Source organism: Bifidobacteriaceae bacterium (assembly GCA_031281585.1).
GTDB lineage: Bacteria > Actinomycetota > Actinomycetes > Actinomycetales > WQXJ01 > JAIRTF01.
Window position 1 is genome coordinate 1 of sequence record JAITFE010000130.1, and the last position, 20033, is coordinate 20033.

14 protein-coding genes are annotated in these 20033 nt (G+C 67.7%); 6 read left to right on the plus strand and 8 right to left on the minus strand.

The genetic code is table 11. The features are described 5' to 3' along the window. Positions 1–301 precede the first annotated feature (301 nt). Positions 302–1195: a hypothetical protein gene (locus LBC97_13845; GenBank protein MDR2567110.1), complete on the plus strand. Its 894-nt coding sequence runs from the start codon at positions 302–304 to the stop codon at positions 1193–1195. A gap of 284 nt (positions 1196–1479) precedes the next feature. Here LBC97_13845 and LBC97_13850 read toward each other — a convergent pair whose 3' ends face one another. Then, positions 1480–1656 (minus strand): helix-turn-helix domain-containing protein, encoded by a 177-nt coding sequence (locus LBC97_13850; protein MDR2567111.1) that lies wholly within the window; start codon positions 1654–1656, stop codon positions 1480–1482. A gap of 921 nt (positions 1657–2577) precedes the next feature. On the opposite strand from LBC97_13850, the gene LBC97_13855 reads away from it, so the two are divergent. Continuing rightward, entirely contained in the window at positions 2578–3348 is a 771-nt protein-coding gene (locus LBC97_13855) for a hypothetical protein (protein ID MDR2567112.1), read from the plus strand. A 139-nt stretch (positions 3349–3487) separates the two neighbouring features. On the opposite strand, the gene LBC97_13860 is transcribed toward LBC97_13855, so the two are convergent. Next, positions 3488–5926: a sodium-translocating pyrophosphatase gene (locus tag LBC97_13860; protein ID MDR2567113.1), complete on the minus strand. Its 2439-nt coding sequence runs from the start codon at positions 5924–5926 to the stop codon at positions 3488–3490. A gap of 492 nt (positions 5927–6418) precedes the next feature. Between LBC97_13860 and LBC97_13865 the strand changes: the two genes are divergently transcribed. After that, positions 6419–7465: an AEC family transporter gene (locus tag LBC97_13865; GenBank protein MDR2567114.1), complete on the plus strand. Its 1047-nt coding sequence runs from the start codon at positions 6419–6421 to the stop codon at positions 7463–7465. Positions 7466–7526: 61 nt separating this feature from the next. Here the strand turns inward: LBC97_13865 and LBC97_13870 are convergent, their stop codons facing one another. Continuing rightward, the gene (locus tag LBC97_13870; GenBank protein MDR2567115.1) at positions 7527–8189 is read right to left on the minus strand and encodes a DNA alkylation repair protein; all 663 of its coding nucleotides are present in this window, start codon (positions 8187–8189) and stop codon (positions 7527–7529) included. A 412-nt stretch (positions 8190–8601) separates the two neighbouring features. Here LBC97_13870 and LBC97_13875 point away from each other — a divergent pair, with 412 nt between their 5' ends. Continuing rightward, positions 8602–9033, plus strand: a complete 432-nt coding sequence (locus tag LBC97_13875) for an Hsp20/alpha crystallin family protein (protein MDR2567116.1) — start codon at positions 8602–8604, stop codon at positions 9031–9033. A 96-nt stretch (positions 9034–9129) separates the two neighbouring features. Here the strand turns inward: LBC97_13875 and LBC97_13880 are convergent, their stop codons facing one another. Continuing rightward, complete coding sequence (locus tag LBC97_13880; GenBank protein ID MDR2567117.1) at positions 9130–10404, minus strand: DUF4143 domain-containing protein; 1275 nt, start codon at positions 10402–10404, stop codon at positions 9130–9132. Between the two features lie 366 nt (positions 10405–10770). Here LBC97_13880 and LBC97_13885 point away from each other — a divergent pair, with 366 nt between their 5' ends. Next, a complete protein-coding gene (locus LBC97_13885; GenBank protein MDR2567118.1) occupies positions 10771–12276 on the plus strand; it encodes a CoA-acylating methylmalonate-semialdehyde dehydrogenase in 1506 nt (501 codons plus the stop codon). Between the two features lie 111 nt (positions 12277–12387). On the opposite strand, the gene LBC97_13890 is transcribed toward LBC97_13885, so the two are convergent. The 4 genes from LBC97_13890 to LBC97_13905 all read right to left on the minus strand — a co-directional run bounded on the left by LBC97_13890 (position 12388) and on the right by LBC97_13905 (position 17102). Beyond that, complete coding sequence (locus tag LBC97_13890) at positions 12388–13497, minus strand: zinc-binding dehydrogenase (protein MDR2567119.1); 1110 nt, start codon at positions 13495–13497, stop codon at positions 12388–12390. Between the two features lie 52 nt (positions 13498–13549). Further along, on the minus strand, positions 13550–15256 hold the full coding sequence (locus tag LBC97_13895; GenBank protein MDR2567120.1) for a hypothetical protein: 1707 nt from the start codon (positions 15254–15256) through the stop codon (positions 13550–13552). A 24-nt stretch (positions 15257–15280) separates the two neighbouring features. Beyond that, positions 15281–16198 carry a signal peptidase I gene (locus tag LBC97_13900; protein ID MDR2567121.1) on the minus strand — a complete coding sequence of 306 codons (918 nt, stop codon included), beginning with the start codon at positions 16196–16198 and terminating at the stop codon, positions 15281–15283. Positions 16199–16415: 217 nt separating this feature from the next. Continuing rightward, a complete protein-coding gene (locus LBC97_13905; GenBank protein MDR2567122.1) occupies positions 16416–17102 on the minus strand; it encodes a hypothetical protein in 687 nt (228 codons plus the stop codon). Between the two features lie 469 nt (positions 17103–17571). Between LBC97_13905 and ppdK the strand changes: the two genes are divergently transcribed. Beyond that, positions 17572–20033 (plus strand): pyruvate, phosphate dikinase (gene ppdK / locus LBC97_13910; protein ID MDR2567123.1); only part of this gene is annotated, 2462 nt, incomplete at its 3' end.

A 20033-nucleotide genomic window follows, 5' to 3' on the forward strand; every position in this document is an offset into this window, starting at 1 on the left:
GGCTTTCGCCCGCCCCGCCGCGGCCGCTGATCGCGCCGCCCGCGCCATCTTGCAGGCCGAGGGGATCCGGGCCGAGCAGTCGCCGCTGTTGGCGGGCATCCGCTACCCGCCCGCGACCGGGGCGCTCGCGACCGAAACGGCCGTGACCGAGAGCGGGGGCGACACCCGTTGACGCGGGCTTGAACCGCGTGGTCGCCTGATTGCCCTGGTCAACCGGGCAGGACGAAGCCGGCGTAGGCCTTGCCGGCAGCGTCACGGGGCGTGTTGAATAGGCGTTACCTTGTGTGGATGGAGGCGCACTTTGACCGAACACCCTGAAACGGCGGGGGCGCCCCGGCCCTCCCAGGACTGGCCCCTGCCGCCGCCGGGCCTGGCGGCGCAGTGGCCCGGCGCCGGAGGCATCCCTCAAGTCGCCCCCGGCCAGCCACCCGGTCAGCATGCCGACCAGGCGTTCGGCATGAGCGGGCCACCGAGTTGGGAGCGGACCAACGCCGAGCACGGCAGCGTCTTCTCAGCGCCCGTGTTTGCCGCTCCGGCCCCGCGTCCCGCGCCGTTGCCTCCGCCGAAGAACAAGTGGGGCAAGGGCCGGATCGGACTGGTTGCGCTGGTCTTGGTTGCGCTGGTTGGGACCGGCGTTTTTGCGTTTTGGCGGGCTGGGAGAACGGACCAGGCCGGGTCCCCTCAATTGGCCGAGGCGAATGCGGCCAAGCAACCGCCTGAGGCCTATGGGGGTGCGGCTGGGTCCCCATCCCCCGCGGCGGGAGATGCGGCCGGGCCCGCACCAAACGCCGGAACGGGCGCGGTCGATGCGTCGCCGGGGCTTGAAGACCATGCGACGGGGCAACCGCCGACAGTTGACGGCGAATATGCCGAGTTCTGCGCGCTGCTCACCAGCATGGAGCGGGATTTCGACGGCTCGCAGGACACGGTCGAGACCATACGGGAGCGTTTTGAGGCTCTGCGTGAGGTGGCTCCGGACTCCCTCAAGGCAGACTACGACAAGCAGTTGGCGTTCATGAGAGATGAGCCTGAAATGAATCGGCTCTTGCTCAATGGCGAAGAACTGACCCAGCTCAGCCCGGCCGAGCAGGATCAGTTCCTGCGTGATTTTGGTGACGCTCGCGTCAAATACGACATCGACGGATCGGTCAAGCGGATTGCCGATGCCGCCGAGCGCTGTCACGGAGCCGGGTGACGCCACCGCGCCCAGAGCCGGGCCCCGGCTCAGTCTTCGTCTTCGACCCGCCGCCGTCCAGGGTGAAGTTGATGGGCAGGAGCCGTATTACCGCGAGTATGACCGCCCAGGTGAGAGCCAGCCGAAGTCAACAATATGTGCGCAAGTCGTTCACTGTCCCGGCCGCAAGCCTCAATTGGGCTCGCGCCACCATTCAATCCGGTGCCGGACTGGGGGAACTAGGCGACGCTCCAGGCGGCGTTCGGGTCGCGCGGGGACTGTCCGCTCCACACCACCAAGCCCTCCTAGCGGAGGGTGGTCAGGTGCCGGATTGCCGTGGGCCGGCTGTAACCGGACAAGTCGGCCACCTCGCCTGTCTTGAGCGGCGTTGCCGCCTGGCGCATGATTTCCAGGACGGTGGCCGCGCCTCTGGGCAGGCTGCCGGCGGCGGCCGCGGGATTGGCGAACAGCGTCAATATCACATGTCCCGAAGTCTGGGCGTAGACCGGGTTGGCCAGGGCGCTTTCCCGATGTTGGCGAAAGCCGGGAACCGGCCGGGGGAGGTGATCTCGATCCGGTTTGGGAACTGTGATCTGCCAGGCGAGCCAAACGTGAGGCTGCGAAGGCCGGCCTGACTCTGAGCAGGTATCTGGAAGAGGCGCTTCGCATCAGTTTGGCCGCGCCGCTGGCCAAGGCCTCCGGTCCGGTCGAACTGCCGGTCAGCGAGGGAGGCGAACCACGGCCGGGCGCCCAGAAGGGGCCAGGAGACGTCAGCCGTCGGCGAGTGTAGCTTTCTGTCTGGCGCGGACCGCTGAGTGTAGGTTCCTGTCTGGCGCGGACCATCGAGCGTAGGTTCCTGTCTGGCGCGGACCATCGAGCGTAGGTTCCTATCTTTGGGCGGCTTCCGTATTCCCTGGTCGCAGGCTTGGCCCTCAGGTCCGGGCAGATGGAATGCTACATTCGGGCACCGGGTCCAGATGGAAACCTACAGTCGCCTGCCTAGGCCAGATAGGAACGTACACTCGCCGACGAGTGTACGTTCCTATCTGGCCAAGACGCCGAATGTCGGCGGCTGTCTGGGGAGGACCGGCCAGCCCAGGGTTTGAGGCGTTCGAGGCGCCGGTTCATGGAGCGGCCGGTCTCGTGGACGGCGGTCGGCGGTGAAGCAGGAACAGGTGGCCTGGCCTGCGGAACGCGCACAGGCCGGATTCCCGTGGTGACCGGCGCAGCCCCTCTATGCCCGATGCCGTCTCGCCAACCCCCTGCGCCGGCGGCGCCGAGCAGCCACGTCGGGCGGCGGCGTCGGAATGGGGCTTGGCGGGTTCGGCCGGTAGGCTCGACATGTGTCGCCGGAGGCGCGGGCCGCCCGTCGGCCGACGCGGTGGACGAACGGAGGCGCAAACATGACAACTCCCTTTGGCGGTACGGATCAGCCCGTCTTCTGGCCGGGCGGTTCCCCGCCGGTACCGGGGGCGGTCCCGCCTGCCGGATTGGTGCCAGGCGCGGGGGCCGCGCCGCAGTGGCCCGGCGCACCGCCGCCGGCTCCGGGCGTGGCGCCGCCCGCCGGGTCGGTGCTGGGCGCCGGGGCGTTCCCCCAGGGAACGCCGGGAGGTCCGCCGGGCCAACTCGGCGTAGGCGCGCCAGGGTGGAGTTCGTCCCCAGGGGACCAACCCGGCGGGCCGCCCTATGGCAGCGTCTTTTCGCCGCCCCATTTCGCCGCGCCGAGCCCCCGGCCCGTGTCGTTGCCGCCTCCGCAGCCGAAGCGGGGCAAGAGCCGGGCCGGAGTCGTTGTGCTGCTAGTCGCGGCTTTGATCGCAGTGGGCGTGTTCGTCTTGTGGCCTAGGGACAAGGTCGACATGGTGGCGTTCTGCAAGCTGGCGACCGAGGGGGAAGAGGGCAGGCATTACACGTTGGGCGAGGTTGAACGGAACTATGAAGCTATGCGCAAAGTGGCGCCAAAAGCGCTGAGGCCCCACATCGACAACCAGTTGGCGTTCATGCGGGAAGAGCCCGAGGTGAGCCGCCTGATGTACGAAGAGGAACTGTCTTCTATGAGCCAGGCCGCCCGCGAGCAGTTCCTCAGCGATTTCGACGAAGCCGCGACCAAGTACGAACTCGCGGAATCAATCAAGGCGATCAGAAGCGAGGTCGCGCGCTGCCCGCAGGCTCAGTGAGGGCTTCGCCGGAGGCTCTCCGTGTCGTCAGTTCCCCACTTGATGACGCCGACGTCTTGGATTCCGCAGCGGTGGGCCAGCGCCGCGCGCTGGACCGCGAATTGGCGGCTTGAGCGCGGCGGTCTGGGCGGAAGCCGGCCTATGCCGGGAGGTCGGCCTCCGCGACCGCCTCCGCCAGGACCGGGTCGGCTTTGAGGTTGATGCGCATGGCGTAGAAGCTGCGCCACACGAAGACCGTGCTGACCAGGAACAGCACCGCCGCCATGACGTGCACCAGGACGCCCAGGCCGCGGCCGTTCAGCATGGTGGCCAACTCCACGGCCAACAGGCCGAACAGGGTGGTGAACTTGATCACCGGGTTCAGCGCCACCGAGGAGGTGTCCTTGAACGGGTCGCCCACCGTGTCGCCGATCACCGTGGCGTCATGCAGGGCGGTGCCCTTCTGGTGGAGGTCCACCTCCACGATCTTCTTGGCGTTGTCCCAGGCCCCGCCCGCATTGGCCATGAAAATGGCCTGGTAGAGGCCGAACAAGGCGATGGAGATCAGGTAGCCGATGAACAGGTACGGCTCCACGAACGCGAACGCCAGGGTGGCGAAGAAGATCGCCAGGAAGATGGTCAACATCCCCTGCTGGGCGTACTGCGTGCAGATTTCGACCACCCGCCGCGAGTCCTTGTCCGAGGCGGCGGTCGTGGTGCCCAGGTTGATGTGCCCCTTGATGTATTCGACCGCCCGGTACGCGCCGGTGGTGACGGCCTGCGAAGACGCGCCCGTGAACCAGTAGATGACCGCGCCGCCCAGGATCAGGCCCAACAGGAACGGCGGGTGGACCAGGGAAAGGTTCTCCACGCCGGTTGACAGGGAATCGGTCAGCGCCATGATGATAGAGAAGATCATGGTGGTGGCGCCCACCACGGCGGTCCCGATCAGCACCGGCTTGGCGGTGGCCTTGAAGGTGTTCCCCGCGCCGTCGTTCTCCTCCAGCATCAGCTTGGCGGCCCGCCAATGCGGGGTGTAACCCAGGTCCTTGGACACGTCCTTGACCTGCTCGATCTGGGACAACTCGAAAACGGACTGGGCGTTGTCGGTGACCGGCCCGTAGGAGTCCACCGCGATGGTGACCGGGCCCATCCCCAAGAACCCGAACGCCACCAGGCCGAACGCGAACACGGCCGGCGCGGCGGCGGCCAGCACTGACGCGTCCGCCGGCAGGCCCAACAACGCCTCCGACAAGCCCAAAGTCGAGATCAGGTAGGCCCCGCCCATCAGCCCCACAATGGCGATCCCCAGCCAGTACGCCGAGAAGTTCCCCGCGATCAGCCCGGACAGGATGTTCAGCGACGGGCCGCCCTCCCGCGACGAGGTCACCACCTCGCGGGTGTGCCGCGCCTTGGTCGAGGTGAACACCTTCACCAACTCGGGGATCAGCGCCCCCGCCAGGGTGCCCAGCGAGATGATGATCGACAGCTTCCACCACAGGCCGTCCTCCAAGCCGTGCAGCATGAACGCCGTGGTCAGGAAGGTCAGCACGATGGAAACGCAAGAAGTCACCCAGACCAGCGAAGTCAGCGGCACCTCGAAGTCGAAGTCGTGCTTCTTGGCCAGCGCCCGGCGGCAAATGAACTCGTTGGCGAAGTAGCTCAGCACGGAGGCGATCAGCATGACGGCGCGGACCGTGAAAATCCAAACCAAGAGCGTGGCTTGGGTGACGGCATCGGGCACCCCCAAAAGGATGAACGTGATCAACGCGACCCCGGTGACGCCGTACGTCTCAAAACCGTCCGCGGACGGGCCGACCGAATCCCCGGCGTTGTCGCCCGTGCAGTCCGCGATGGTGCCGGGGTTGCGCGGGTCGTCCTCGTCGATCTTGAAGACGATCTTCATCAGGTCGGAGCCGATGTCCGCGATCTTGGTGAAAATACCGCCCGCGATCCGCAGGGCGGACGCGCCCAGGGATTCCCCGATCGCGAAGCCGATGAAGCACGAACCGGCGATGTCGCCGGGCAGGAACAGCAAGATGACCAGCATCAACAGCAGTTCCAGCGAGATCAGCACCATGCCGATGGACATGCCGGAACGCATTGGGATGGCGTGGACCGGCCACGGCTCGCCGCGCAGCGAGGCGTGCGCGGTGCGCGAGTTCGCGAAGGTGTTGACGCGGATGCCGAACCAGGCCACGGAGAACGACCCGGCCATCCCGATCAGGGAGAACGCGATGATGATGGCGACGCGGCCCCAGGAGAAGCTGATCGCGAACTTGTAGTAGATGACGATCACGGCGGCGATGAACGCCCACAGGATGAGCAGGAACTGGCCCTGTTTGAGCAGGTAGGTTTTGCAAGTGGCGAAGATCAGCTCCGAGACGCGCTTCATGGCGGGGTGCACCGGCAGCGACTTCAGCTTGATGTACGTCCACGCGCCGAAGGCAAGCCCCAGCAGGCAGACCGCCAGGGCTATCAGCAGCACCGACGGCCCGCTCAGCCAATCCGTCAACTGGACGGCGCCAAGGTCTGGCAGCTTCAAGTTGGCTTCGCCGCCGTGCGGCTCGGCCGCCGCCAAGGATTGGGTGAAAAACATGGTGGACCTCCGGACTGGGACTGCGTGAAGGGGTCGGTCGCCGCGTGATCGCGCAGACTTACGGGCGTTAGCCCCCGCCTCGTGAGCGTTGGCGCCCGGAACCCCAACGGTAGAGCGTAGACGCGTGCCGTTCCGGGCGGGGAAGTCAATCGTCCCAGGTCCGGCTTGCTGGGCCCGTGGCCGCGTCTTTCGGGTGCACGATGCCGTTTGGCCGCCTCCGCCTCCCACCCAGTTGGCCACGTACTGAGACAGCGCCCGCCCACCGCGTGCCGGCCCCGCCGGTTCGCCAGTGTGGATTGATTGGGTTTCCCCCGTTCGGCCGCGCGGCGGCCTGTTGGCAAACCTCCGTTCGTTACCGGCCGGTGGTTCGTCCCGGCCGCCGGCTGGATCCCGCAGCCCGCGCGGTCGGCAACCGGAGCGCGCTGCGAGTGGGCGTGCTGGGTGCGCTGGCGAGGGCGGTGGGCCGAGCCCTCCGAATGAAAGGAGTCGGGTATGGCGATGCTGGTAGGCGCGCTGTTGCCGATAGTCGTGGCGTTGGGACTGGGATTCCTGGCGGGCGCCCGACATGACTTCGACGCCCCGCAAGCGGCCATTCTGAACCGGATGGTCATGCTTTACGCGCTGCCGCTGTCATTGTTCGCGGGGGTGATGGCGGCGCCGCGCCGAGTGCTTTTCTCCAATTTGCCCATGTTCGCGTGGATTGCGGGCGTGATGACCGGAGGCTTGATCGCGGTCTACTTGGTTTCGCGCTTCCTGTTCCGCCGTCCGGCGCCCGTCGCGGCCCTCCAGGCCCTGGCGATCAGCGCGCCCGCGGTGCCTTTTGTCGGGTCGAGCGTCTTGCCGGACCTGTTCCCCTCTGACGCGGCCCTGGCCATTGCGATCGGCTCGCTGGTCGTCAATGTTGTCCAGGTGCCGCTGGCCATGCTGGTTCTCACGCGCGCGGGCGGGGCCGGGGCTGTTGTCGCCAGCGGGGCCGGACCCCATGGGGCCGGGGCCTCCAAGGCGGGGTCTGGCGGTATTGGCGGGGCTGACCGCGTGGGGGCTGGGCCGTCCAGGGCAGCGGTCGGGCGGTCGGCCATAGCGCAACTGGGCGTGAGCTTGCGCCAGACCATCGCGGAGCCGGTGGTGTGGTCGCCTTTGGCGGCGTTTGTGCTGGTGGCGTTCGGAGTCGGTTTGCCGAAGATGCTTCACGGGGCTTTGATGCTGCTGGGGCAGGCGACCGGCGGGGTGGCGCTGTTCGCGTCCGGCGCGACCTTGTTCGCCCAGAGGGTGTCCGTCTCGCGGACGGTTTGGCTGAACGTGGCGGCCCGCAACTTGGTGATCCCAGCGGCGGCCTGGGGCCTGATGGTTCTGGCGGGCCTGGGCGCTGCGACGACCTCGCTGACGGTGACCACGTTGGCCATCCCGAGCGCGTCGATCGCCACCATCCTGGCGATCCGGTTCAACGTGGCCACCCGTGAGATGGCCTCCACGCTGTTCATCTCCACCATTGGCTCAATCGCCACGATGGGCCTATTCCTGTTCCTGACCCACGCCTGATCGTCCCGGCCTTCGGCGCCGAGGTGGGCGGACGGCATCGGCGGCTGGGGGGTCTCTTCTGTCAGAGGTGTTTCAGCGCCTCGCGGCGGGCGAGGGGGCTCAGGTCGTGGGCGTCCGCGAAGGCGCGCACCCAAGCGGGGTCGGTGCGGGCGAAGTCGCGCAGGGCCCAGCCGATCGCCTTGCGGATGAAGAACTCTTTGTCGGCGGCGTTGGCCTCAATGGCTTCGGTGAGAAGCTCGCGGTCGGTGCGGTCTTTGCGCCCCAGCTGGCCCAGGATGGCCAGGCGGCGCAGCCAGAAGCTGTCGGCCGCCAGCCAGCGGCGGCTGGCCAGGGCGGCGGCGGCCCGGTCGGCGTCGTGGAGGGCGGCGATCCGGTGGGCCAGTTGGTCCACGTAATCCCACCAGGCGCCTGTGAGCGCCTGGTGTTCGTGCAGATCAACCAGCTCCGGGCGGCCCAGCGCGGGTCTCAGGCCGGTCAGGTCGATGGCGGCGTAGCGCTCCTCGCGGTGTTCGGCCTGGTCCCACAACTCGCGGGAGTAGCGCTCAATGTCTGCCAGGTCGAGGCGGTGGTCGGCGCCAAGCTCGTGGGCTATCCGCCGCACGTGGGCGCGCGTCAGGCCCAGGAAGGGCATGGCGGATTTCATGTAGGCCTGTTGCCCGGACGCGCGGGCTGGGTCGGCTTGGGCGGCCAGGGCTTGGCGGACGGCGCGGGCGAATGGGCTCACGGCCGAAGACTAGCGGCATCCGGGCGCGGCGCCCGCCGCACTGGCGCGGCCGTGGGGGTCTCGGTTGTCCCAGACGGGTGGATTCGAGTCACGGGGCCGGTCCGGCCGCACGTTTTCGGGGGAACCCCGCCGTCCCAGCGGGCGAGATTCGGCGGCTCGAAACGGGGCCGCGGGCGGCGGGCGTGGTGTTCTGAACTCGCGCTCGGGGGCGGCGTCAAACCCTGTGGGCCTGCGGGGAAGCGCCTTCCGGGAGCCCATGCGGAAACATTGAGCCCGCAGGACTCAACTTTTTAAGTTGAGTGTGCTACGCTCAACTTTGATCCGGGTGACACCCGGCCTGACCGATCGGGCCCAAAGGCCCGCCGCCAAGGGAGCCGCTCGCGGCCCCCCCAACACGACAAGGAGGAACAACATGACTGCCCATCCGTTCGATCCCTTCCGCGACATTGACCGCGTGTTCGGACAATTCAGCCGCGCCGCCGCGTCCGAGGCCAGGGTCATGCCGATGGACCTGTACCGGCAAGGCGACGCGTTCGTGGTGAAAGTCGACCTGCCGGGCGTCAACCCCGACAGCATTGACATCGACGTGGATGACAGGACTCTGACCATCCGCGCGGAACGCCCGGCGATCGAACTCGACGTCAGCCAGGACAACAACACCTGGCTGAGCCGCGAGCGCGCCAGCGGGACCTACGCCCGGCAGATTTCGCTTGGGCCCGGCCTTGACCTGGGTCGGATCGACGCCAACTACCGCGACGGCGTGCTGACCCTCACCATCCCGGTGGCCGAAGAGGCCAAGCCGCGCAAGATCGCCGTGCGCACGGAACAGACCATCGAGTCCTGACCTGCGCCGGCGGGCGCCGGCCCGGTTCGCTCTGGACTGGTTAGAGCTTTACGGCCCGCCCGACGCGGGCGGGCCATGCCGCCACCCGGGCACCGCTCACGGCGCGAGCAGCGCCAGCGGCACCACGCCCACGCCGTCAGCGCGGCGGTAGGCGTGCGGGCCCGTGTTGAGCACAATCGCGTCCAACGCGAGGTCGGCGTAGCGCTCCCTGAACCAGCGAAGGTGGCGGGTGTCGCGGTCGGCGACTGCGGCGGAGAGCTTGACCTCGATGGGCAGGCACATACCGTCGGCTCTCTCCACCACCAGGTCCACCTCGTGGTCTCCGTCGCGGGTGCGCAGGTGGCTGACCCTCGCCTCGGCGGCCGAGGCCGCCACGCGCACGCACAAAGTCGCCAGCGCCTCGAAGAGCCTGCCCAGCATGGTTCCGGCCTGCGGGCCCAGGGGCCTGCCCTGGCCGTCGAGGAGCGCGTCAACGCCCAGGCCGAGGAGCCGCGCGGCCAGCGCCGGATCCGCCAGTTGATGCTTGGGCGTCCTGCCCAGACGCGCCGCCGGGTTGGCCACCGGGCCCCAGGCTGGCACCGGGTCCGTCAGCCAAATGTCTGCGAGCGTGTCCTGGTAGGCGACGGCTGTGGACCGCGCCAGCTTGTCCGCTTGTCCCGCCGCGGCGGCGTTCAAGATGTGCGAATAGGAGGCGGTGGAGGAGGTTGCCGCCGCATAAGCCCGGAGCCAGTCCATGAGCGCGCCCCGGCGGCGCACCCGCTTGCCAAGCTCCGGCACGTCCCGGTCAACGGCGTTGAGCAAGTAGGAGTCGAGTTCGAAGCGCAGAGCCCGCCCCGTCAGACCCGCCATCCCTGGGAAACCGGAGCTCACAATGTGGCTGGCGTAATCCGCCAACCTGGCGTCGCTGGTCCCGTCCAGGTCCGCCTGACCCCCGGCCAACAGTCCGGCCAGGCTTATCCCGCCGCTGGCGGCCGCGCCCCGCTCGGTCAAGGTCATTGGCCGCATGCGCAGCCGCCCGATCCGCCCCGCCCCCGAATGCGCGGTCGCGCCGGGCCGGGGAGTCGCGCTCCCCGTGAGCAAGAACTGGCCGCCGGTCCTGTCTTGGTCGACCTGCCGTCGGATCACATCCCAGACCTCGGGAACCCTTTGCCATTCGTCCACCAGCAGCGGCCTGGCGCGGGTCAAAATGGTCTCCGGTTGGGCCGACACCACTTCGAGGACCGCCTTGGAGTCGAGCCGCACTTCGGCCCGCGCCCGCTGCGCCGCCGTGGTGGTCTTGCCCACGCCCCTGGCCCCGTCGATTGCTATGGCCGCGGCAGGGGGAAACAGCGCGTCAAGCTCTGAGTCGATGATCCTCCGCCTGTACAGCACCGGCCTATCATACATTTAGCGGCGGCTGTACGCTACATATAGCGGACATCCAGCGCTACAGTTAGCGGACAAGAAGTCGCACAAGTGGCGCTCGTTCCGCAGCGGCTCCGGCCGCCGATGCCGTCGCTGCCGTCTTCCCCGCCGCGCCCGTCAGCGGTCGGCCTGTTTCGCGCGCATTGGGCCGTGTTCCGAGTCCCCGCCGACGCGCGGGTCAACGACGGCCGGGCCGGAGACGGCATCGCGCGCGTGGGAATCCCCGCCCCCGGCGCGAGTCAACGGTCTGGCGTGCGGCCCCTGTGCGCTGGCCGACATGTGGGCCCCGTACCATGTCCCTAGTCAAGGCCGCCCGCTCTGTTAGGAGACATTGTGAATCTGCCCCTGGTGCCCAACGTCATAGCCGGCCAGCCCGTCGGCCAGCCCGGACCCGACCCGCTGGCGGTCCGCAACCCAGCCACCGGCCAGGCGATCGCGCAGGTGGCGGAGGCCTCCCCCGGCCAGGTCGATCACGCCGTCCAGGCGGCTGACCAGGCGTTTCAGTCTTGGTCCCAGGTCCCCTTGGGACGCCGGACCGCCATCTTGTTCAAACTGCGGGAGTTGTTGGTCGAAGCGACGGACGAACTCGCGGACGTCATCACCCGCGAACAGGGCAAGGTCCGCTCAGACGCGAAGGGCGAGGTCGCGCGCGGACTGGAGGTTGTCGACTTCGCCTGCGGGATCCCGCAATTGCTGAAAGGCGAGTACTCGCCGCAGGTCGCGACGGGCGTGGACGTCACGTCCTGGCGGGAGCCGCTGGGCGTGACGGTCGGCATCACGCCGTTCAATTTCCCGATCATGGTGCCGCTGTGGATGTCGCCGCTGGCCATCGCCACGGGCAACACGTTCATTCTGAAGCCCTCCCCGCAAGACCCTTCGGCCGGCGTCCAACTGGCGGAACTCTGGCGGCGCGCGGGCTTGCCGGACGGCGTCTTCCAGGTTCTCCACGGCGGCCCCGGCGTGGTCAACCAGCTCTTGACCCATTCGCTGGTGCGGGCGGTGTCTTTTGTCGGATCGACCCCGGTGGCGCGGCACATCCACGCGGCGGGCGTGGCGGCGGGCAAGCGGGTCCAGGCGCTGGGCGGGGCGAAGAACCACGCCACTGTGCTCGCGGACGCGAACGCCGATTTCGCCGCCGGCTCGGTGGTGGCCGCCGCGTTCGGGGCCGCCGGCCAACGCTGCATGGCCCTCTCGGTGGTCCTGGTGGAAGACCAAATCGCGGACGAGTTCATTGAGCGCGTGGTGGCCAAGGCCAAAGCGGTGCGGGTGGCGGAAGGCGCCGATCCGGCCGCGGACATGGGCCCGCTGATCTCGCAAAGCGCCCGCGACCGGGCCGAGGAGATCGTGACCCAGGCGGAGCGGGACGGCGCGAAGGTCGTCTTGGACGGCCGGGGATTCCGGCCGCGGGGTTTCGAAGGCGGTTTCTTCACAGGCCCCACCGTGCTCGATTCCGTCCGGCCAGCCATGCGCGCCTACACCGAGGAGGTTTTCGGGCCGGTCTTGGCGGTTGTCCGAATCAAGGACCTGGACCAGGGGATCGACCTGATCAACGCCAACCCGTACGGCAACGGCACGGCCCTGTTCACAAGCTCGGGGGAGGCCGCCCGCCGTTTTGAGCGCGGGGTCAAAGTCGGCATGATCGGAATCAACGTGCCCATTCCGGTGCCGGTCGGGTTCCATTCCTTCGGCGGCTGGAAAGACTCGCTGATCGGGGACTTCCACATCTACGGCCCCGAAGGCGTGGCCTTCTACACCCAGGCGAAGGTCTCAACGTCGCGTTGGCCCGCCCCGGACCACAATCCAGGGGCGTCCTTCAACTTCGGTTCCCGCTCAAACTGACTGCGGCAGACCCACCCGGCCTCAAACGCGTGGGCCGTCGGGATCTTGCCCGACCAGGCGGTCGAACGCCCCGTTCTGATTCGGTCCCGGAAGCTGGGGTCTTGCCGGCCGTCAGTCCAGGTAGACGACCGGTTTGATGAGGTCGGGCGCCTTGCCGTCCATCATGTTGAAGGCCTCTTCGATGGCGTCCATGCCGTGCAGTCGGTGGGAGATCATCTTGGTTGGGTCGATCCGCTTGTATTCGATCATGTTGATCAGCCGCTGGATCCGTTTGCCGCCGCCGGGGCAGAAGGAACCCCGGATGTCCTTGTCGGCCATGCCCAACCCCCAGTCGAGCGGGGCTATGGCGATCTTGTCGTTGATGTCGAAGAAGTTGACGTTGGAGATCACGCCGTTGGGCCTGGTCATGCGGATCGCCTCGGCGAAGGCCTGCGGGCCGCCGCCGGCCACGATCACCTTGTGCGCGCCCTTGCCGCTGGTCAGGTCCATGACCTGTTCGTCCAGCGGGCCGTCTTTGTAGGAGATGACCTGGCTGGCGCCGTATTCGAAGGCGACCTCGCGGGCCTTGGGCCGTGTGCCCACGCCAATGATCTGGGAGGCCCCGCGCAGGGCCGAGCCCGCGATCGCCATCAAGCCGATCGGCCCAATCCCGATCACCACCACTTTTTCGCCAATGCCGACGTCCGCCAATTCGACCCCGTGGAACCCGGTCGACATCATGTCCACGGTCATCAGCGCCGCCTCCGGCGCCACGCCGTCATGGATGTGCGCCAGGTTCGGGTCGGCCTGGTTGACGTGGAAGTACTCCGCCATAACGCCGTCCTTTTCGCCCACGAATTTGAACGATCCGAACGGGCCCCGGTCGTGGGAGAAGGAGCGGAAGTTCTGCACGCCCCGGGACAGCCAGTTCGGGGTCACGCAGGGCACCGCCACCAAGTCGCCGGGCTTGAACCGCCGCACATAGGGGCCGACCTCTTCGACTACGCCGACCGCCTCGTGGCCCAGGATCAGGTTTTCCTTGGGGCCGGAGCCGCCGTGGGCCACATGGATGTCGGAGGAACACGGGGCAATGATGGTGGGCCGCACAATCGCGTCCAGCGGGCCGCACTTCGGCCGTTCCTTCTCCAGCCAGCCAACATTGTCGATGGAGTGCATCCCAAATCCGCGCACCAGAACCTCCAGGTCTTGTCGAACGGCCGGGTTCGCCCCGGTCCTTAGCACTGCAAGAGCCTAGACGGGCCGCTCGGCCTGGGCGGGGGACCCGCTGGCCTGGTCAGCTGCCGGAAGGCAAGGCGGTCGGGATGTCGGGGTTGGTCAGGACCATCTGGGTGAGGGGCTGGGGCTTGTCGGTGAAAGGCCCCGAGGTATCCATCTTGGTGTGGTCCCAGTGGGTTCGGACCACGTATTGGGCGTTGGTGCCCCCGTCAAAAGTGGAACCGCCCATCACCCACAGGCTGCCGTCGTCGCGGGTGAGCATCATCGACATGCCCGCTCCCGTGATCGCTGTGATACCGCCTGCCGCCCAGCCGGCGCTGTTCGAACCGTCAACCCTCATCGGCGTGTTGGTGCTTGCCCATCCGCCGCCGGTGCCGTTCGAACCCGGGAATTTGCTCTCCCCCGTGCCCCTCAAGCCATACATCCAGACGGTTCCTTGATCGTCAAGCAAGAACACGACCCGCAACGTGTGGGCGATCTGCACCACCCGGCGGTTCCCGTTGTCCAACTTGACCTCGGTCGGAACCATTGCGGTCCGGTCGAGCATCTCCTTGCCCGTGCCCGAGCCATACCCCATCGACTTTTCGTGGTAACCCCACAAATAGAGGGAGCCATCCCGAAGGAGCACCTGGTATCCATACATGTGCCCAGTCATGACCGCGAATGTGCCGCGATCCTCAGGCGACCCCATCGCCACACCGAGGGTGAAGTTGTCATCGCGGGGTTGGTCGTCCGGACCGAGAGCATTGCCTTGGGCCAGAAGCTGGTCGAGCTTGGCCCCGTCCGCCAACTTCTCGGGCGACCAAATCTTGGAGGTCGTGTTGACGGGGCTGCCAGACGCCGCGCCGGTGTTGGTGCCGTTGTCGCCCCAGAACAGCACCCTGCTGGAGTCGTCTGGCGCGGTGGTGGAGGTAGGGCTGTCGGAACCGGATCCGTCGTAATGAACGGACGACGGGTAGGTCGTCTTGGTCCAGCCGGGAGCGGTGATCGCCCAGGCGTTGAACCGTCCCACGGCAAAAGAGTGGATGCCGGTCAGGATCCGGCGCGGCACCGAGCTTGAGGCATGGTAACCCTGCCCCAGTTCGCCGTAATTGCCGCCGGGGAGGTTGCTCCCGGTGCTGCCGTTGGGTGCTACGCCCCAGGTGAAGAGTTCGCCAGCGTCGGTCAGCGCTGCGAAGAAGCTGCCGCCCGATTGCAGGTCGACCACCTTGGCGCCGGCGGGGAACCCGGTCACTTGGCCGGGCTCCGCATGGCTGGGGTAGGCGCCTTCGACGGGGCGCCCCAACCGGCCCGGAGCCGCGCCGGGCTTCTGGCCCCACGTCCAAACGGTCCCGTCTGTGGCCAGCACGCCGATGGCGGCGTGGGTGTTAAGGGTTTGCCCGGAGGAGGCGCCGCCCACGATCTTCGCCACGCGGCGGCCCTCGGGAAGGGCGACGATGCTCACGTCAGCGTCCGAACTGACGGTTTCAACGCCCGTGCCGGACAACCCGTCGCCCCGATAACCCCAGATGTATGCCACCGCGCCGTCGCGTGATTTCGAGACCATTGTCGCCGCCAGATAGGTGCTTTGCAGTTCGGCGGTGATGGCGGCTCGCGGGCTCACCGCGGTGAGGGTGCCGGTGTCGCCGTATTCGGCGTCCATCCAGGCGCTGGCCGTGGTGTTGAGCGGGTGGCCAAGCACAATGGCGCAGCCAATCAACCCGATCAGCGCCATGAAGGCGCTCACCAGGTTGATTGGCTGTTTGGCGGTGTACCGCCTGTGCATGTACTTACTCCTTGATTAGGTCAATCAGGCTGCGTTGACGGGCAAGAACGGGATCCGGCGCGGACTGCGGTTTGCGGCCGGTGCCGCGCTCCTTGGCGACGGCCCGAAGTCGGCCGGCGGGACCGCGGGGGTCGCCGCGCGGGGAATGTTGAGCTGAGGCGCGGGCCTGGCCGAGCGGGGGGCGAAAACGGCGTTCGCGTTCTGGTCTGCCATCGGCTGGGCCACGGGCGCGCGCTGCGCCACTTGGGCGCGGACCGGGGCGATCGGCTGGGTTAGATCCAACTGCGCGGGCATCTGCGAACCTGCCGCCGGCCAAGAGCTGTTCGGGTCCGCCAGCGCGGCCGCGCCGGCGCCTTGCGGAAGGAAGTCGTTCTGGACGGCGTTGCGGTGGGCGGCGGCGTGGGCCTCCGCTTCGCGCCGGGTCAGGTTCTTGATGACCCGCCCGTCCGGCAGATGCACGGAGAAGCGCGGCGCCGGCCACAAGGAGAAGATCAAGAGCGCCAACAGCGCGGCGGCGGCGGGGATCGGGTTGGCCCGCATCCAGAGCAGCACGCCGCCCAGCACGGGGAAGGAGGTGACCAGGCGATCAGCCTTGCTCACCACATACTGCTCCGGGTCGTCCTTCTTGTTGGCGTCTCCCCGCAGCGTCAGCGCGTATTCGCCGTTCTCGGTCTTCTCGATGCCGGCCACGCGGTGGGTGACAACGCCCTCGCCCGCGTTGCGGGGCACGGTGACAACGTCCCCCACCTCAAGCTCCGAGCCGGGCACGGACTGGTGGAACACCAGCGCGCCCACCGGCAGTTCGGGTTCCATGGAGCCTGAAATCACCACCACGGGGCGGATGTTCATGGCCAAGCAGACAACGGTGGCCAGCACCGTCGCAATGCCGACCGCGGACAGGAGCATCAGCGCGATTCGTTGGACAATCCTCAAGGTTTTCACAGGGGTTTCTCTCTGCCGTTGGGCTGGTCGATGGGGTGGGTGATTGTTGGCTGGCGGGCTAAGGCCCTGCGGCGGTCGGGGCGGTGCGCCCCGACCGCGCTATTCGATTAGGTCAGCGGTCCCGCGAGCCGGCCACCTACCCCAGGGGAAGGCCCGCGGGACCGCTGTTTGTAGTCCCCGAGGCAAGGGACCGTTCAATGGCGGCCGCGAGGCCGCGTCAGACCGACTGGCCGAGGATCTCTGCGATGAGCTTGACCACTTGGCCTTGGACAGCCCCGCCGGACGCGCTCTGTGGCAGCAACACCTCAAGCTTGATCTTGATGGCCGTGTCCCGCACCAGGCTGTTGTGCAGAGGCGCTAGGTTGGAGCCCGCCAAGTCCGCGTAGGAGTACGAGCCGATCACGGAGTCATTCACCGAGACCTTGAACTGCAGCGCGCCGAGCAAGCCGGCGTTATCGGCCGCGGCAGTCTCGTTTATCAATCGAAGCTTCAGACTGGTGTCCTCTGACGAGTAGGAATCGTTCCGCACCCAGAAGATTGTGCTCAAGGCCTCGCCTGGCACCAGTTCCGCAGTGTTGAGTTGCAATGCGACCGGGCTCGCCGTGTCGTTGGCAAGGTTGTCTGGAGCGGTCGGATAGATCCCGTCCAAGGCATAGGCCGTGTCTTTCCATTCCTGACCCGGCTCGCCAGGCTCCAGGGTCGAAATTTGGATGTTGTATTTTCCGGTTGTCAGGTTTCCGTTGTTGTCGCCTAGCAGGCGTCCGTACTCAGAGTCGGTGAAGGCCGCGACCGTCGCGCCGGCCACCAGGGCGACGCCCAAGGACAGGCTGCCGAGCACGCCGGCGAAACGACGCCGGTTCGGCTGTTCCCGGACTACCACCGGGTGGTTGGCATGTGTTGCCATTTTTCAGGGTTCTCCTTCATTGTTGGGGTGAGGCGGGCCGGTCCGGCCGCTTGGCCGGCAGCACAGCCGCGCCGCCTGATTGGGTGCCGGAAACTGGCACGCTCTAATAGGACCAGCGGCGAGAGAGCCCAAAGTATTCCCCGGCGGCGAAATTCGGCTCGCGGCGAACCGTCGCCGAACCTCTCGTGGGCCGCCCGGCCCAGCCAGGCCCGCCCGGCGCGGACCGGGGGACGGATAGACCGCCAAGCGGTCCCCGCGCCGCCGGGCGGGAACCGTGCCGGTCTCCACGGGCTCGGCGGCGGTCAAGGCGGTAGACGGAAGGAGACCCAGACGGGGGTCTTTCGGCTACTTGTGACGACGGCATCGGGCAAGGTGTTGTGCTGGAAGCGGTGGGAAACGGCCGGGGGGCTAAGCTTGAGCGGGGCTGGCGAGCACAGCAATCAAACAATCACTGGCGGAAGGTTTCAACGTGCCTAAGTACGTCTACAGCTTTGCTGAGGGCAACAAAGATCTCAAGGACCTGCTGGGGGGCAAGGGTGCCAACCTGGGGGAGATGACCGGCCTGGGGCTGCCGGTCCCACCCGGTTTCACAATCACAACGGAGGCGTGCCGCTTCTACATGCACCACCGGTACAACCCGCCTGAGCTGGCCGAACAGGTGACGGCGGCCATCGACGCGCTGGAGGCGACGTTCGGGCGGAAATTGGGCGCGGCCCAGGAGCCGCTGCTGGTGTCGGTGCGCTCGGGGGCCAAGTTCTCCATGCCGGGCATGATGGAAACGGTCCTGAACGTGGGGCTGAACGACCAATCCGTGCTGGGGCTGGCGGAATTCGCGGGCGACGAGCGGTTCGCGTGGGACTCCTACCGGCGCCTGATCCAGATGTTCGGCAAGACGGTCCTGGACATTGACGGCGACCTGTTCGCGGAGGCGCTGGACGCCAAGAAGCGGGAAGTCGGGGCGGGTTCGGACGTCGATTTGACCGCCGAAGACCTGAAAGACCTGGTGGGCAAGTTCAAGGCGATCGTGGCCGGGCAAACCGGCCAGGCGTTCCCGCAGGACCCCCGCGCGCAGGTCGACGCGGCGGTCATCGCGGTGTTCAACTCCTGGAACACGGAGCGGGCCAAGATCTACCGGCGGCGCGAGCGGATCTCCGACGAGTTGGGCACCGCCGTGAACGTGCAGTCCATGGTGTTCGGGAACCTGGGGCCGGATTCCGGCACCGGCGTGGCGTTCACCCGCGACCCGGCCACCGGCCACCCCGGCGCCTACGGCGACTACCTGCCGAACGCGCAGGGCGAGGACGTGGTGGCGGGCATCCGCAACACGCTGTCGCTGGACGACTTGGCGAAGATCGACCGCACCTCCTACGACCAGTTGCGGACCATCATGTCCACGCTGGAGAACCACTACCGCGACCTGTGCGACATCGAGTTCACGGTGGAGCGCGGGAAGCTTTGGATGCTGCAGACGCGGGTCGGCAAGCGCACCGCGGCGGCGGCGTTCAAGATCGCCATCCAATTGGTGGACGAGGGCCTGATCACGCTGGACACCGCCCTTGACCGCGTGGCCGGCGACCAACTGGTCAACCTGATGTTCCCGCAGTTCGACCCGGCGGCGCCGAAGAATCGGCTGACCAAGGCCATGGCCGCCTCACCGGGGGCGGCGGTGGGCCAGGCCGTGTTCGACTCGCCGATGGCGGTCAAATGGGAGGCCGAGGGGCGCACCGTGATCCTGGTCCGCCGCGAGACCAACCCCGACGACCTGAGCGGGATGATCGCCTCCGTCGGCATCTTGACGGCGCGGGGCGGCAAGACCTCGCACGCCGCCGTGGTGGCGCGCGGCATGGGTACCACCTGCGTTGTCGGCGCGGACGCCCTCGAGGTGGATCCGGTCGGCCGGGTGTTCAAAGTGGGCGACGTGACGGTCGCGGAAGGCGACGTGATCGCGATTGACGGCTCGACCGGTGAGGTCTTCCTGGGCAACGTGCCCGTGGTGCCGTCGCCCGTCTTCCAGTACCTGGACGAGGGCTTGGAGCGCGCGTTGGCGGGCGCCGGCGCGGATGGTCCGGCCGCGGAGTTGGTCATGGCCGTCCACCGGATTTTGAGCCACGCCGATGCCGTGCGGCGGCTTAAGGTCAGGGCCAACGCTGACAACGGGGAGGACGCGGCGAGGGCTCGTCGGATGGGCGCGCAGGGCATTGGCCTTTGCCGCACCGAGCACCAGTTCCTGGGCGACCGCCGGAAGCTGATCGAGCGGCTCATCCTGGCCCGCGGGGACGCGGACCGGACTGCGGCGTTGGACGCCCTGCTGCCGCTGCAGCGCCAAGACTTCGTCGAATTGTTCACCGCCATGGACGGGCTGCACACCACTGTTCGGCTGATCGACCCGCCGTTGCACGAGTTCCTGCCGGACCTGACGCAGCTGTCCGTTTCGATCGCGCAGCGCGAGGCGCGCGGCGAGGCGGTTTCCTCGGTTGAGCAAGAACTGCTGACGGCGGTTGAACGGTCGCATGAGGCCAACCCGATGCTGGGCCTGCGCGGCGTCCGACTGGGGCTGACCGTGCCGGGGCTGTTCGCTTTGCAGGTGCGGGCCATCGCGGAGGCCGCCGCGCAGTTGATCCGCGAGGGCAAGAACCCCAAGCCGGAGATCATGGTGCCGCTGGTCGGCTCCTATGTGGAGCTTGACCTGGTGCGGGACGAGGCGGAGCGGATCATCCGGGAGGTCTCCGAGGCGGAGGGCGAGGCCCTCGCCATCCCGGTCGGCTGCATGATCGAGTTGCCCAGGGCGGCTCTGACGGCGGACGAGATCGCACGGGCGGCGGAGTTCTTCTCCTTCGGCACCAACGACCTGACCCAGACCACCTGGGGCTTCTCGCGGGATGACGTGGAGGGATCGTTCTTCTCCCGTTACATGGAGTTGGGGGTCTTCCA